The 14,690-nt window shown below is 48.0% G+C and carries 12 protein-coding genes; 10 read left to right on the plus strand and 2 right to left on the minus strand.

Annotation, left to right across the window (positions count from 1 at the left end):
• Nucleotides 1-5: 5 nt before the first annotated feature.
• Nucleotides 6-3,446 carry a transcription-repair coupling factor gene (mfd, locus tag AC2T15_RS03475; protein WP_486778737.1) on the minus strand — a complete coding sequence of 1,147 codons (3,441 nt, stop codon included), beginning with the start codon at nucleotides 3,444-3,446 and terminating at the stop codon, nucleotides 6-8.
• Nucleotides 3,447-3,614: 168 nt separating this feature from the next.
• Here mfd and AC2T15_RS03480 point away from each other — a divergent pair, with 168 nt between their 5' ends.
• The 10 genes from AC2T15_RS03480 to sthA all read left to right on the plus strand — a co-directional run bounded on the left by AC2T15_RS03480 (nucleotide 3,615) and on the right by sthA (nucleotide 13,897).
• Complete coding sequence (locus AC2T15_RS03480) at nucleotides 3,615-5,063, plus strand: glyceraldehyde-3-phosphate dehydrogenase (RefSeq protein ID WP_053101555.1); 1,449 nt, start codon at nucleotides 3,615-3,617, stop codon at nucleotides 5,061-5,063.
• 250 nt (nucleotides 5,064-5,313) lie between these two features.
• Nucleotides 5,314-6,651, plus strand: a complete 1,338-nt coding sequence (locus tag AC2T15_RS03485) for a Na(+)-translocating NADH-quinone reductase subunit A (protein ID WP_486778738.1) — start codon at nucleotides 5,314-5,316, stop codon at nucleotides 6,649-6,651.
• A gap of 2 nt (nucleotides 6,652-6,653) precedes the next feature.
• Nucleotides 6,654-7,871: an NADH:ubiquinone reductase (Na(+)-transporting) subunit B gene (locus AC2T15_RS03490; RefSeq protein WP_053101557.1), complete on the plus strand. Its 1,218-nt coding sequence runs from the start codon at nucleotides 6,654-6,656 to the stop codon at nucleotides 7,869-7,871.
• A complete protein-coding gene (locus AC2T15_RS03495) occupies nucleotides 7,861-8,649 on the plus strand; it encodes a Na(+)-translocating NADH-quinone reductase subunit C (RefSeq protein WP_053101558.1) in 789 nt (262 codons plus the stop codon). Before AC2T15_RS03490 ends, AC2T15_RS03495 begins: the two co-directional genes overlap by 11 nt.
• Before the next feature lie 4 nt (nucleotides 8,650-8,653).
• On the plus strand, nucleotides 8,654-9,322 hold the full coding sequence (locus AC2T15_RS03500) for an NADH:ubiquinone reductase (Na(+)-transporting) subunit D (RefSeq protein ID WP_053101559.1): 669 nt from the start codon (nucleotides 8,654-8,656) through the stop codon (nucleotides 9,320-9,322).
• Nucleotides 9,322-9,930: an NADH:ubiquinone reductase (Na(+)-transporting) subunit E gene (gene nqrE / locus AC2T15_RS03505; protein ID WP_053101560.1), complete on the plus strand. Its 609-nt coding sequence runs from the start codon at nucleotides 9,322-9,324 to the stop codon at nucleotides 9,928-9,930. The genes AC2T15_RS03500 and nqrE overlap by 1 nt, the downstream gene beginning before the upstream one ends.
• 9 nt (nucleotides 9,931-9,939) lie before the next feature.
• A complete protein-coding gene (gene nqrF, locus AC2T15_RS03510) occupies nucleotides 9,940-11,166 on the plus strand; it encodes an NADH:ubiquinone reductase (Na(+)-transporting) subunit F (RefSeq protein ID WP_486779010.1) in 1,227 nt (408 codons plus the stop codon).
• Between the two features lies 1 nt (nucleotide 11,167).
• On the plus strand, nucleotides 11,168-12,193 hold the full coding sequence (locus AC2T15_RS03515) for an FAD:protein FMN transferase (protein ID WP_414820317.1): 1,026 nt from the start codon (nucleotides 11,168-11,170) through the stop codon (nucleotides 12,191-12,193).
• Nucleotides 12,190-12,444 (plus strand): (Na+)-NQR maturation NqrM, encoded by a 255-nt coding sequence (gene nqrM / locus AC2T15_RS03520; protein WP_053101562.1) that lies wholly within the window; start codon nucleotides 12,190-12,192, stop codon nucleotides 12,442-12,444. The genes AC2T15_RS03515 and nqrM overlap by 4 nt, the downstream gene beginning before the upstream one ends.
• 61 nt (nucleotides 12,445-12,505) lie before the next feature.
• Nucleotides 12,506-13,897, plus strand: coding sequence for a Si-specific NAD(P)(+) transhydrogenase (gene sthA / locus AC2T15_RS03525; protein WP_053101563.1), 1,392 nt, complete (start codon nucleotides 12,506-12,508; stop codon nucleotides 13,895-13,897).
• A gap of 51 nt (nucleotides 13,898-13,948) precedes the next feature.
• Here the strand turns inward: sthA and AC2T15_RS03530 are convergent, their stop codons facing one another.
• Nucleotides 13,949-14,689 (minus strand): glycerophosphodiester phosphodiesterase, encoded by a 741-nt coding sequence (locus AC2T15_RS03530; protein ID WP_486778739.1) that lies wholly within the window; start codon nucleotides 14,687-14,689, stop codon nucleotides 13,949-13,951.
• Between the last annotated feature and the right edge of the window lies 1 nt (nucleotide 14,690).

The following is a 14,690-nucleotide window of genomic DNA, read 5'->3' on the forward strand; positions in this document are numbered from 1 at the left end:
AGTTCTTACTTGGGAAGTAAGCTTTCAAGCAAGGCTTCAAGGGTATTGAAGCGCTCTTGGTCGGTATTCATTGGCACTTGAAATTTAAACACTGTACTGCCTTCAAACTTATAGCGGTTGGGCTGAGTTTGAATCAGTTTGATCAGCTGCATTGGATCTACCGGAGTCTTGCTAGAAAACTCTAATTTGCCGCCTTGTGGGCCCGCATCAATTTTAATAATTCCCAGCTTATCGGCCAGTAATTTTAATTCTGTTACTCGCACTAAATTTTTGGCAGGTTCTGGCAGCAAACCAAAACGATCAATCATCTCCACCTGTAAGTCTTTGAGTTGCTCGTGGTTCTCTGCCGAGGCAAGACGTTTGTACAGTGTCAGACGAGTTTGTACATCGGGCAGATAGTCATCAGGAATGAGCGCTGAGACCCGTAAGTTCACTTCAATTCCCGCATCTAAAGGCTGATCGAGGTTAGGTTGCTCACCTTTTTGAATGGCTTTGACCGCGCGCTCGAGCATTTCCATGTACAAAGTAAAGCCGACGGACTGAATTTCACCGCTTTGACCATCCCCGAGTAACTCTCCAGCGCCACGAATCTCTAAGTCATGGGTGGCTAGAATAAAGCCAGCGCCTAAGTCTTGAGCGTTGGCAATGGCTTCGAGCCGTTTTTTGGCGTCCTCGGTAATTTTTTTCTCGTTCGGCGTCAGAAGGTACGCATAGGCCTGATGATGGCTGCGGCCAACGCGTCCACGCAGCTGGTGTAGTTGTGCTAAGCCAAACTTATCGGCACGCTCGATAATAATGGTGTTGGCGCTCGGCACATCAATTCCAGTTTCAATAATGGTGGTGGCGACTAATACGTTAAAACGCTTGTGATAAAAATCATTCATCACTTGCTCAAGCTCGCGCTCACGCATTTGCCCATGGCCAATGCCAATACGGGCTTCAGGTACTAATGCCGCGAGCTCTTCGGCACACTTTTCGATGGTTTTTACATCATTATGCAGATAATAAACTTGGCCACCGCGCAGCAGCTCACGCAGTAAAGCTTCTTTAACAATGGCATCTTGTTGCGGCATAACAAAGGTACGCACTGATAAGCGCCGAGCCGGTGGCGTGGCAATAATCGAGAGGTCACGCATGCCAGCAAAGGCCATATTCAAGGTGCGCGGAATCGGCGTAGCCGTTAGGGTTAAAATGTCCACTTCACTGCGCAGTGCCTTCAGTTGTTCTTTTTGCCGCACGCCAAAGCGGTGTTCTTCATCAATAATGACTAAGCCTAAATTATTAAACTTAATATCGCTTTGCAGCAGTTTGTGGGTACCAATTAAAATATCTACCTTGCCTTCGGCGAGTAGTGCGGCGGCAGCTTGGGTTTCTTTAGCAGTTTTAAAACGGCTCATCACTTCAACTTTTACCGGCCAGTCGGCAAAGCGGTCGCGAAAGCTATTATAGTGTTGCTGGGCAAGCAGGGTAGTAGGCACTAAGACTGCCACCTGTTTACCACTTTGAATCGCAATAAAGGCCGCGCGCATAGCCACTTCAGTTTTACCAAAGCCCACATCACCACACACTAAGCGATCCATTGGTTTACCGGCCAACATATCGCTGCGCACGGCATCAATGGCTGCTTGTTGATCAGGCGTTTCTTGGTAAGGAAAAGCGGCGCTAAAGGTGGCGTAATCGGCGCCGGGGTTGGCAAAGGCAAATCCTTTGCGAGCAGCGCGTCTGGCGTAAATATCTAACAGCTCAGCTGCCACATCGCGTACTTGTTCGGCAGCTTTACGCTTGGCTTTTTGCCACTGCTCTGAACCTAAGCGATGTAAGGGGGCTGTTTCATCATCACTGCCGCTGTAGCGTGCGATTAAATGCAAGTTAGCTACAGGTACGTACAGTTTAGCCTCATCGGCATATTCCAGTAACAAAAACTCAGTGGCTTGATTGTCAATTTCTAAGGTGGTTAGCCCTAAATAACGTCCCACACCGTGATCAATATGAACAACGGGGGCACCTTCACGCAGCTCAGTTAGATTGCGGATAGTATGCTCATTTTGTGTCGCATTGCTGCTTTTTCGCTGCTTGCGCTGCTGGACAAATTTTTGTCCAAGTAAGCTGCTTTCGGGAATGATGCTAAGGGCTTCAAGACTCAGCTCTTCAACCAATGGCGCCAAGCCTATGCAAACACGATCGCTGTGGGTGAGAAAATCTTTCCAGCTTTCAACCGAAGTTGGTTTCAGTTTAATGCGTGCCAGCAACTCTAAAAGAACTTCGCGACGACCCGCGGTTTCAGCGGTAAAGAGTACTCGGCCTGAGGTTTGCTCGATAAACTGGCGTACTGCTGCTAAGGGCTCTGCACTACGGGACTCGATGGCGAGCTCAGGGAGCGGCAGGGTGTCAAACACTTCGCGGCCAACACCTGGCTCAATCGCTTCTTGATGCACAATGATGCGTGGCCAGTTTTTAAGCTTGGCAAAGTACTCTTCCGTTGGAACAAATAGTTCGTTTGGCGGCAGAATTGGGCGCTCAATATCGCCTTTACGATCTTCGTAGCGAGTACGTGCATCTTGCCAGAATTGATTAGCGGCTTGCTCAACCCCGGGCAGGGAAAAGACCTGGGTGCTATCGGGTAGATAGTCAAATAAGGTGGCGGTGTGCTCAAAAAAAAGCGGCAGATAGGCCTCAATGCCGGCCGGCGTAATGCCATTCGATAAGTCTTGGTAGATTGGGCAACGCCTAAAATCCACATCAAAGCGTTCACGAAAGCGATTCCGAAAGGCTTTAATAGCTTCCTTATCCAGCGGGAACTCGCGAGCGGGTAGCAGATTGATATTGCTGACTTGTTCTAGCGAGCGCTGCGTTTCAGGGTCAAAGGTGCGTAAGGTGTCGACTTCATCATCAAATAAATCAATGCGAAACGGTAGCTCCGAGCCCATCGGAAATAAGTCAATAATCGATCCGCGAATCGCATACTCGCCGTGCTCGTATACCGTATCAACGCACTGGTAACCTGCTTCAGTCAGTTGATGGCGCAGTTGCTCTGCATCGAGCGTTTGCCCAGTCTTTAAGACCAAGCTTGAACCCAGTAGAAACTGAGTAGGGGCTAGGCGATAGAGCGCGGTATTAATCGGAACAATTAAGACGCCTTGCTTAACCTGGGGCAATTGATACAAGCTAGCAATACGCTGCGAAATAATATCCTGGTGCGGAGAAAACACATCGTAGGGCAGGGTTTCCCAGTCAGGAAAATGCAAAATTGGTAGCTCTGGGGCGAACCAGCTGAGTTCTTCTTGCAGTAGCTGTGCGTTTTGGCTGGTATCTGTCAGCAATAACGTTAGGTGTTGTGCAGCTTTGGCTGCCTCACTAATAGCTAAAGCACGGCTGGCGCCACGTAGGTTACCCCACTGCTGACGACCGGCATTGGAAGAGATGTTAGGTAAGGGTAATACGGGCACAATAAATACTTTACTTGGCTAAAAAGCCTGATTGTAACCAGCTGTTAGGGCGCTTGCTAGGAGAGATTGCTGTGAGATTGGCGCGCGGTTTGTGCTTAGAGCTTGATGCTTTTGTTTAGTATGCCGATAATATAGCCCTCTTTTAACTAACAGATATAGGTGTTGCCTGTGACTCAGCAAACTGACCAGTGCCTTAATGAGTGGATTGATCGTGAAGCCATCGCCGAAGCAATGATCCCTTTAATCGGCCAGTTGTACCGTAATAATAATGTAGTTACATCTATTTATGGTCGCGGCCTAATCAATCGCTCGGTCATTTCAATTCTTAAAACTCACCGCTTTGCCCGTCACCGTATTGGTGAAGGCGCTGAGTTAACGGTACGTGAAACCTACCCCATTTTAAAAGCCATGAGTGAGTTGGCGCTGGGCAGTGCTTCAGTTGATATCGGTAAGTTAGCGGTTAAGTTTAAGCAGGAAGGTCAGGGCCGCTCGATTGAAGAGTTTGTCAAAGCTGAGCTAGCACCTGTAGTTGATAAGCAAAACGAAAACAAACACCAGGGCAAAGATGTTGTGCTGTATGGTTTTGGCCGTATTGGTCGTTTGTTAGCGCGTATCCTGATTGAGAAAACCGGTGCCGGTGATGGCTTACGTTTACGCGCGATCGTAGTGCGCAAGGGTGCTGAAAATGATCTAGAAAAGCGTGCCAGCTTATTGCGCCGTGACTCTGTACATGGCTCATTTGATGGCACCATCGTCATTGATGAAGAAAATAACACCATCACCGCTAACGGTAATCTGATTCAGGTGATTTACTCCAATGACCCTGCGTCAGTGGATTACACCCAGTACGGCATTCAAGATGCGTTATTGATTGATAACACCGGTATCTGGCGTGATGAGAAGGGCTTAAGCCAGCACTTACAATGCCCAGGCATTGACCGTGTGGTTTTAACCGCGCCAGGTAAGGGTGAGCTGAAAAATATTGTACACGGGGTGAACCACGCTGAGATTAGCGCCGATGATAAAATCATCTCTGCTGCCTCGTGCACTACTAACGCCATTGTGCCGGTGTTAAAAGCGATCAATGATAAGTTTGGCATTGAAAATGGTCACGTTGAAACTGTGCACTCGTTCACTAACGACCAAAACTTAATTGATAACTTCCATAAAGGCAGTCGTCGTGGTCGCGCTGCTACGTTAAACATGGTGTTAACAGAAACTGGTGCGGCAACTGCAGCAGCTAAAGCCTTACCGGTGTTAAAAGGTAAGCTGACCGGTAACGCGATTCGCGTTCCTACGCCTAACGTATCCATGGCGATTTTGAACCTGAACTTAGGTAAGAGCACTACTCGCGAAGAAATGAACGAGTACCTTCGTCAAATGGCGATGCACTCTGAGCTGCAAAAGCAAATTGACTATGTGTGCTCACAAGAAGTGGTATCCACTGACTTCGTAGGTTCACGCCATGCGGGTGTGGTTGATGCGGAAGCGACCATCTGTAACGACAATCGCTTAGTACTCTATGTGTGGTACGACAACGAGTACGGTTACAGCTGCCAGGTTATTCGTGTTGCTGAAGATATTGCAGGAGTAAACCCACCTGCATTTCCTCAGTAATCAGCTGATAAGTTAGCTGAGTCGTGTAAACGGGAGCTTTAGGGCTCCCGTTTTTTTAGAGATTTTGTCGTAACGTAGCTAAAAGGTCTTATTGCTCGATTAATTGAGCTTTTTACTAGCAAGACTAGCCGTTGCATCTCTATAATTGGTGGGATTAATTTTTAGGTGTTGGAACTATCGGGGCTAATAGTATTTAGCCGCGGCAGATTCAATAAATTATAAAGACTTAAAATCGTGGTTAGGCAGTCCTATGATCAGAATAAAGCGTGGGCTTGATTTGCCCATGACTGGTTCGCCGGAGCAGCGTATTGAAAACGCTAAACCGGTGACTTCAGTCGCCGTCATAGGCTTCGACTATAACGGTATGAAGCCAACGATGGAGGTGAAAGAAGGAGACCGGGTTAAGTTAGGTCAAGTTCTATTCACTGATAAAAAAACGCCTGGCGTGGTGTATACAGCACCCGGAGCAGGGGTAGTAAAGGCCGTTAACCGTGGTGAGCGCCGTGTATTTCAGTCAGTAGAAATACAATTAGAGGGTGATGAGCAAGAAACGTTTGCACAGTACAGCCCAGAGCAATTAAGCGCGCTGACCAGTGAGCAAATCCGTGAGAATTTGCAGCAGTCAGGATTATGGACTGCCTTTCGCACTCGCCCTTATAGCAAAGTGCCAGCCGTTGATAGCACGCCCAGCTCAATCTTTGTCAATGCGATGGATACCAACCCATTAGCAGCTGATCCAGCGGTTGTGCTGAAAGAGTACGCCACTGAGTTTGAGCAAGGGCTAGTGATTTTAGCGCGCTTAGCCAAAGTGTTTTTATGTAAAGCGCCCGATGCGGTGATTCCGGGTGAGAAAACCAACGGCGTTACCACTGAAAGTTTTGCCGGACCGCATCCTGCGGGTTTAGCGGGCACGCATATCCATTATCTTGATCCGGTTAGCGCCACTAAAACAGTGTGGACTATTGGTTATCAAGACGTGGTAGCGATTGCTAAACTCTTTACTACCGGCCAAATTTGGACAGAGCGCGTGGTTGCTTTAGCTGGACCTGTAGTGAAACAACCGCGTTTAGTTCGTACGCGTTTAGGTGCGAATTTGGCTGAAGTTACGGCCGGTGAACTAGAAGGTGAGAGCAACCGAGTGATTTCGGGCTCCGTCTTTGGCGGTCGTACCGCCCGTGGCGTCTGTAACTATCTAGGTCGTTACCACACCCAAGTTTCGTGCTTGCACGAAGGTACCGAGCGTCAGATGCTGCATTATATGCGTCCAGGCGTTGATAAGTTCTCGACCTTAAACATCTTCATTTCTAAGTTGTTTGCCGGTAAAAAGTTTGCTTTTGATACCAGCACTAACGGCAGTCCGCGGGCGATGGTGCCAGTGGGTAACTACGAGAAAGTCATGCCGCTAGATATTTTGCCCACGCAATTACTTCGCGCGCTAATCGTCGGTGATACCGAAGTCGCGCAGCAGCTGGGTTGCTTAGAGTTGGATGAAGAAGATCTCGCGCTGTGTACCTATGTGTGTGCAGGTAAGTACGAGTACGGCCCGATTCTACGGGATAACCTAACTCGCATTGAGCAAGAGGGATAATCATGGGATTGCGCGCTTTATTAGATAAAGTAGAGCACCACTTTGAAAAAGGTGGTAAGTACGAAAAGTGGTACGCGCTCTATGAAGCCTTCGATACCTTTTTGTATCGTCCTGGCAGTGTTACTAAAACCACCGCTCACGTACGGGATGGCATTGACCTCAAACGTATGATGATCACAGTGTGGATGTGTACCTTCCCAGCCATGTTCTTTGGTATGTGGAACGTTGGTTACCAAGCTAACCAAGTCTTTGCTAACTCACCAGAGTTATTTGCCAGTGCTCAAGAAACTTGGCGCATTGCTTTAACTGCGATGCTAGCAGGTTTTGATCCGAGTAATTGGTGGGACAACATTGTCCAAGGGGCCACTTGGTTTGTGCCGATTTACTTGGTGACTTTCGTGGTGGGTGGTTTCTGGGAAGTGTTATTTGCCAGTATCCGTAAACACGAAGTTAACGAAGGCTTTTTCGTTACCTCAGTGCTTTTTGCTTTAATCGTTCCTCCTAGCATTCCGTTATGGCAAGTGGCCATCGGTATTAGCTTTGGGGTGGTGATTGGTAAAGAAGTATTTGGTGGTACCGGTAAAAACTTCTTAAACCCTGCATTAGTTGGTCGTGCTTTCTTGTTCTTTGCTTACCCTGCACAAATCTCTGGAGATGCAGTGTGGACAGCAGTGGATGGCTTTGCCGGTGCTACAGCGCTGAGCTTAGGTGCAGAAGGTGGCTTAACTAACATCATGGATAATGGTGTGAGCTGGATGAGTGCCTTTATTGGTACGACTCAAGGCTCAATTGGTGAAACCAGTACGCTAGCTATCTTTATTGGTGGTGCAGTCCTACTCCTAACCCGTATTGCCGCTTGGCGAATTGTGGCTGGGGTAATGCTTGGGATGGTTGCACTCAGTACGTTATTCAACTTTATTGGCTCTGATACCAACCCCTTATTTGCTATGCCATGGTACTGGCACTTAGTGGTCGGTGGTTTTGCTTTCGGTATGATTTTCATGGCAACTGACCCTGTGTCAGCGTCAATGACCAATACCGGTAAGTGGATCTTTGGTGCCTTAATTGGCGCGATGGCGGTCTTAATTCGTGTGGTGAACCCTGCGTTCCCTGAAGGCATGATGCTAGCAATTTTGTTTGCTAACTTATGTGCACCACTGATTGACCACTTTGTGATTCAGGCCAACATTAAACGGAGGCTCGCACGTAATGTCCAGTAAGAAAGAATCGACTGTACGTACACTTGTTGTTGCTCTCTTAGTCTGTTTAGTGTGCTCGGTATTCGTTGCCGGCGCTGCGGTGGCACTCCGCCCAATTCAGACTGAAAACAAAGTGTTAGATAAACAACGCAGTATTCTAGCGATTGCCGGTCTAGGCGATGCCAGTCTCTCTGCTAGTCAGGTGAAAGAGCTGTTTGATACTCGCGTTAAAGCACGGGTAGTTGATCTGGAGACCGGTAAATTTACCGATCAGTTTGACGCTGAAAGCTTTGATCCACTAGCGGCATCCAAAGATCCTGCGCTGTCTAAAGGTTTAACCAGTACTGAAGACATTGCTTCAATCAAACGTCGTGAGAATTATTCAACGGTGTACTTGGTGGAGCAAGATGGCAAGCTCGATAGCGTAGTGATTCCAGTACGTGGATACGGTCTGTGGTCAACCTTGCATGGCTTTATGGCACTTAAAGGTGATCTGAATACTGTGGCTGGCTTTGGTTTTTATCAGCACTCAGAAACCCCAGGTTTAGGTGGCGAAGTGGATAATCCTAAGTGGGTTGCACAATGGTTAGATAAAACTGTGTATGACGCTCAAGGTCGCGTGGCGTTGGACATCGTTAAAGGCAACGTTGATCCAAGCAGTCCACAGGCGATTCACCAAGTGGATGGCTTAGCCGGTGCTACTTTAACCAGTAATGGGGTGGAACACCTCTTACAGTACTGGTTGGGTGAAAGCGGTTTCGGTCAGTTTATTGAGAATCTGCGCAGAGGGGAGGCTTAATTAAATGGCTAAGCCAACAATTAAACAGGTTCTACTGGATCCTATTTTTAACAATAACCCCATCGGCTTACAGATTCTGGGAATCTGTTCGGCGCTGGCGGTAACCTCGAACTTAAAAACAGCGTTAGTGATGTCGGTAGCCTTAACTTTAGTTACGGCTTTCTCTAACTTGTTTATTTCGATGATTCGCTCACAAATTCCTAGCTCTATTCGGATGATTGTGCAGATGGTCATTATTGCCTCTTTGGTGATTGTGGTCGATCAGGTGTTAAAGGCCTACGCTTATTCATTGTCGAAGCAGCTATCGGTATTCGTTGGCTTGATTATCACCAACTGTATCGTTATGGGCCGGGCAGAAGCATTTGCGATGGCTAACCCACCCGTGCTGTCATTCTTTGATGGTATTGGTAACGGTTTAGGCTACAGCGCAATGCTGATTGTGCTCGGTATCGTACGGGAGCTATTTGGTGCGGGTAAGTTAATGGGCTACACCATTTTCCCAGTAATCAATGACGGCGGTTGGTATTTACCGAACGGTATGTTGTTACTGCCTCCTTCTGCATTCTTCTTGATTGGCTTATTTATTTGGGCCTTAAGAATGTGGAAAAAAGATCAGGTCGAGCAGCCAGACTTCCGTATGGCACCCCATAGCCCAGAGAAGGAGGCGTACTAATGGAACATTATTTAAGTTTGTTCGTTAAGGCAGTCTTCGTTGAGAACATGGCGCTGGCCTTCTTCTTGGGGATGTGTACGTTTATTGCCATCTCGAAGAAAGTTGAAACCGCGATTGGTCTTGGGATTGCAGTGGTTGTGGTGCAGACCATTACTGTGCCAGCTAACAACCTAATTTATACCTACCTACTCAAAGACGGTGCGTTGGCTTGGGCCGGCCTGCCTGATGTTGACCTGAGCTTCTTAGGCTTATTGAGCTACATCGGGGTGATTGCGGCGATCGTGCAGATTATGGAAATGCTGCTGGATAAGTACGTACCTTCGCTGTATAACGCGTTGGGTGTGTTCTTGCCCTTAATTACCGTGAACTGCGCCATCATGGGCGGTACCCTGTTCATGGTTGAGCGTGATTACAATCTGTCTGAAAGTGTGGTGTATGGTTTAGGTTCAGGTTTCTCCTGGGCGTTAGCCATTGCTCTGCTTGCAGGTATCCGTGAAAAGCTTAAATACAGTGATGTGCCAGTGGGATTACAAGGGTTAGGTATTACCTTTATCACTATTGGCCTAATGTCGCTGGGCTTTATGTCATTTTCTGGCGTACAGCTATAAGGAGGCGAGATAATGAATTACGAGATTTTCCTCGCTATTGGTATGTTTACCGCGATCGTGATTGCCTTGGTGATCATGATTCTGGTGGCGCGGGCGAAACTGGTTAACAGTGGCGATGTTTCCGTTGAGATCAATGGCGAGCGGACGATTACTGTGCCTGCCGGTGGCAAGCTGTTGCAGACTTTAGCCTCAAATAATATTTTCTTATCCTCAGCCTGTGGCGGTGGTGGCACCTGTGCCCAGTGTAAGTGTGTAGTGGAAGAAGGCGGCGGCGATATGCTGCCGACAGAAGCGTCGCACTTTACTCGCCGTGAAGCGAAAGAGGGCTGGCGTTTATCTTGTCAGGTTTCAGTGAAGCAGGACATGAAAATTGAAGTGCCAGAAGAAGTCTTTGGCGTGAAAAAGTGGGAGTGTACGGTTGAGTCTAACCCGAACGTAGCCACCTTTATTAAAGAGCTAACCTTGCGTTTGCCAGAAGGTGAAAACGTTGACTTCCGCGCCGGTGGTTATGTGCAGCTAGAATGCCCACCCCACACCGTGCACTACAAAGATTTTGATATCCAGCCTGAATTCCATGCTGACTGGGATAAGTTTGATATTTGGCGCTACTCATCGACCGTGGATGAGACGGTAATCCGTGCTTATTCGATGGCTAACTACCCAGAAGAAAAGGGCATGGTGAAGTTCAATATTCGTATTGCCACCCCCCCTCCAGGACGTGATGATTTGCCAGCAGGGCAGATGTCCTCTTGGGTATTTAGCTTGAAGCCAGGCGATAAAGTGACTGTTTACGGACCCTTTGGTGATTTCTTTGCTAAAGACACTGATGCTGAAATGGTCTTTATCGGCGGTGGTGCAGGGATGGCGCCGATGCGCTCACACATCTTTGACCAGTTAAAGCGTTTGCACTCAACGCGCAAAATGAGTTTCTGGTACGGTGCACGCTCGATGCGTGAAGCCTTCTATATTGATGAGTACGATAAGCTGCAAGCAGAAAATCCAAACTTCGAGTGGCATTTAGCCTTATCTGATCCGTTACCTGAAGATAATTGGGATGGACCAACCGGCTTTATTCACAATGTGCTGTATGAGAATTACTTAAAAGATCACCCAGCACCTGAAGATTGTGAGTACTACATGTGCGGGCCGCCAATGATGAACGCGTCGGTGATCAAGATGTTAGAAGATCTTGGGGTGGAGCCAGAAAACATTCTGCTCGACGACTTCGGAGGTTAAGGTGCGTAGACATTTGGTAGTTGGATTGGTTATCGCTTTGGGGTTTGGCTTAACCGCCTGCACCCCTAAAGAGCGCATTGAAACGCTACAAGGCCCAACTATGGGCAGTACTTATACGGTAAAATATGTTCGCGGGCCGAACATGCCAGCGCCGGATAAAGTGAATGTAGAGTTACAAAGCATTCTTAACCAAGTTGACCGCCAAATGTCGACCTACCGCGCAGACTCAGACTTGTCTGAGTTTAACCGTCTGCCAGCAGGCTCTTGCCAAACCATGCCAGAGCCTGTCTTACAACTAGTGCGTTACGGTCAGCAACTGGCTGAAAGTAGTGGCGGTACCTTTGACCTAACCATTGGGCCTTTATTGGATGTATGGGGCTTTGGCCCTCATAGCCGTGGCCGAGTACAACCCAGTGCAGAGCAAATTGAACAAGCGCGTTCGCGCGTAGGCTATCAATACCTAAAGATTGAGCAAAATCAGCTGTGTAAAGAAAAAGCCCTAGAGGTGGACCTTAACAGTATTGCTGCCGGTTACACCGTTGATCAGGTGGCTGAACGTTTTCAATCTTTAGGTATTGACAGTTATATGATTGAGATTACCGGTGAGCTAAAAGCCGCTGGTAAAAAGCCCGACGGCAGTGCCTGGCGCATTGCTATTGAAGAGCCTAACTTAGAAGGGCAGCGGATTGTCCAGCGAATCTTACCGATTGATGGCTTAGGGGTTAATACCTCGGGGGACTACCGCAATTATTATGAAGAAAATGGGCAGCGTTTTTCCCATACCTTAGATCCTAATTTAGCGGCTCCCATTCAGCATAAATTAGCTGCGGTTACAGTAATTGATCCCTCAACCTTAGCAGCTGATGCCTTAGGTACCTTATTGTTAGTATTGGGCCCTGATGCCGGTAAAGCTTACGCTGAGCTACATCAGATTGCCGCACTGTTTGTAAGTCGTGTCGATGAGGGTTTTGTCACCGAAACAAGCAGTGCATTTGATCAGTTATTTCCAACAGGAGAGCAACCATGAGTGGTATTGCGCTGTTTTTAGTGGTATTTGCGGTAATGGCGTTAGTCATTTTAGGCATGTCAGTTGGAGTTATTGCTGGGCGTAAACCTATTGCAGGTTCTTGCGGTGGAATTGCTAACTTAGGCATTGAAAAAGAATGTTCTATCTGTGGTGGGGTGCGGGAAAAGTGCGAAGAAGTTACCCGTGATCAGGCCGTAGCACAGACTCAGTCTGAGGCCTTGGCCTATGACGCTGCTGCTAAAACTCGTTAATTGAATCGAAGTCATCTTATTTATTGTGCTGTGAGAAAGAGCAGCTGACGAAGGAGTCACAATGGCAGTTTATAACTACGATGTGGTCATTTTAGGATCGGGTCCAGCCGGTGAGGGAGCTGCAATGAATGCGGCTAAAGCTGGACGTAAAGTGGCTGTGGTTGAAAGCCGTGGAGTAGTGGGTGGCAGTAGTACGCACTTAGGTACTATTCCATCTAAAGCATTACGTCACTCAGTGCGTCAAATTTTACGTTTTAACACTAACCCTATGTTCCGCCAAATTGGCGAGCCGCGTTGGTTCTCTTTTCCGGACGTACTGAAAAGCGCTGAAAGCGTGATTAAGCGTCAAGTGGCATCGCGCACCGGTTATTACGCGCGCAATCGGATTGATGTGTATTTTGGTACCGCAAGCTTTGCCGATGAGCACAGCATTGATGTGGTTGGTCCGAGTCGTGTAGAAAAACTGGTGGCTAACCAGATTATTATTGCTACCGGTTCACGCCCGTATCGTCCGGCAGATATTGATTTTAGTCACCCGCGGGTTTATGACAGTGATACCATTTTAAATCTTAGCCACACGCCGCGTCGGTTAATTATTTATGGCGCTGGGGTGATCGGTTGTGAGTACGCTTCGATTTTTAGTGGTTTAGGGGTGCTGGTTGACTTAATTGATACCCGCGATCAGCTGCTGAATTTCTTGGATGATGAAATTTCCGATGCCTTAAGTTATCACTTGCGTAATAACAACGTACTGGTTCGTCATAATGAAGAGTATGAGCGGATTGAGGGCACTGAGAACGGCGTCATTCTGCACTTAAAATCTGGCAAGAAAATTAAAGCCGACGCTTTACTCTGGTGTAACGGTCGTACCGGTAATACTGACCAACTGGCTTTAGAGAACGTAGGCTTAACCGCCAATAGCCGTGGCCAAGTAGAAGTTGATGAGTATTACCGCACCGCAGTGCCGAATATTTATGCAGCCGGTGATGTGATTGGCTGGCCGAGTTTATCCAGTGCCGCTTACGATCAAGGTCGTTCAGCTGCCGGTAATATTGTAGACAATGAGAGCTGGCACTTTGTAGATGATGTACCTACCGGTATTTATACCATTCCTGAAATTAGCTCGTTGGGTAAAACCGAAGCAGAGCTCACCAAGGATAAGGTGCCGTATGAGGTGGGTAAGGCTTTCTTTAAGAGTATGGCCCGTGCACAAATTTCCAGTGAACCTGTGGGGATGCTGAAGATTTTGTTTCACCGTGAAACCTTAGAGATTTTAGGGGTGCATTGCTTTGGCTATCAGGCCTCAGAGATTGTGCATATTGGTCAGGCGATTATGAATCAGCCGGGCGAGTTAAATACCCTTAAGTATTTCATTAATACTACCTTTAACTTCCCGACCATGGCTGAAGCCTATCGAGTTGCAGCCTTTGATGGGCTTAACCGCCTTTTTTAATCGGCTCCGATAAGTGGCCTGAGGGTATCGGAGCAGCTTTACAGGAGCAGTTTAACGACTCCCGAGTGTGGCACTGGCCAAACCGGGAAAGTCTGTAATCAGGCTGTCTACTCCCATGTTAGCGAGCCTTAGCATTTGCTTAGGCTCGTTGACTGTCCAGAGTGAAAGGTGCAAACCTTTTGCTTTACTGCGCTCCACTAGGCGCGATGTGCAGAGTTTCCAATTTAAAGCCAGCAGTTCACAATTATAGCGTTTAGCTATCGCTAGGGGATCTTGCCAGCGCCACTCTACGACGCAGCCTCGACTTAACTCCGGCGCCCATTGCATCGCGGCGTGCAGTACTTGATGGCTAGCGGAGGTGAGGGTGACTCGCTCTGTGAGTTGATAGCGTTCTACTAAGTTTTTTACCGCCAGTACCGTGGCTTTGGCCTGAGCACGGGCAACGCCTTTAATTTCCAATTGCCAATGCTCAAATGCGCACTGTTGAAACAGTTGTTCAAGGGTTGGAATTGGGCAATAAGGCGGGGTGGCCGCTTGGGGGTAAGCTCGATTAAAATTAGCACTGGCATCTAACTGGCTGAGTTCGGTTGAGGGTTTGGCTGCCAGCGTGCCGGTCTGGCCTGTGGTGCGCTTTAATGTGGCGTCATGAAATACCATCAGTACACCATCTTGAGCCAGGCGTAAATCAAGCTCACAGTGGGTAACGCCTTGGGCTAGGCAGTGCTGAAAGCTAAATAAGGTGTTCTCCGGCGCTTCGCCTTTAGCGCCGCGGTGTCCATAGATAATTGGCATA

This window comes from Thiopseudomonas sp. SA1F2-1K (assembly GCF_057443035.1).

What these genes read in the sequence shown, in the direction of transcription:
- AC2T15_RS03485 (WP_486778738.1), top strand. Translation starts at nt 5,314, where the DNA reads ATGATCAGAATAAAGCGTGGGCTTGATTTGCCCATGACTGGTTCGCCG.
- AC2T15_RS03490 (WP_053101557.1), top strand. Translation starts at nt 6,654, where the DNA reads ATGGGATTGCGCGCTTTATTAGATAAAGTAGAGCACCACTTTGAAAAA.
- AC2T15_RS03530 (WP_486778739.1), bottom strand. Translation starts at nt 14,689, where the DNA reads ATGCCAATTATCTATGGACACCGCGGCGCTAAAGGCGAAGCGCCGGAG.
- nqrE (WP_053101560.1), top strand. Translation starts at nt 9,322, where the DNA reads ATGGAACATTATTTAAGTTTGTTCGTTAAGGCAGTCTTCGTTGAGAAC.
- nqrM (WP_053101562.1), top strand. Translation starts at nt 12,190, where the DNA reads ATGAGTGGTATTGCGCTGTTTTTAGTGGTATTTGCGGTAATGGCGTTA.
- AC2T15_RS03495 (WP_053101558.1), top strand. Translation starts at nt 7,861, where the DNA reads ATGTCCAGTAAGAAAGAATCGACTGTACGTACACTTGTTGTTGCTCTC.
- sthA (WP_053101563.1), top strand. Translation starts at nt 12,506, where the DNA reads ATGGCAGTTTATAACTACGATGTGGTCATTTTAGGATCGGGTCCAGCC.
- AC2T15_RS03500 (WP_053101559.1), top strand. Translation starts at nt 8,654, where the DNA reads ATGGCTAAGCCAACAATTAAACAGGTTCTACTGGATCCTATTTTTAAC.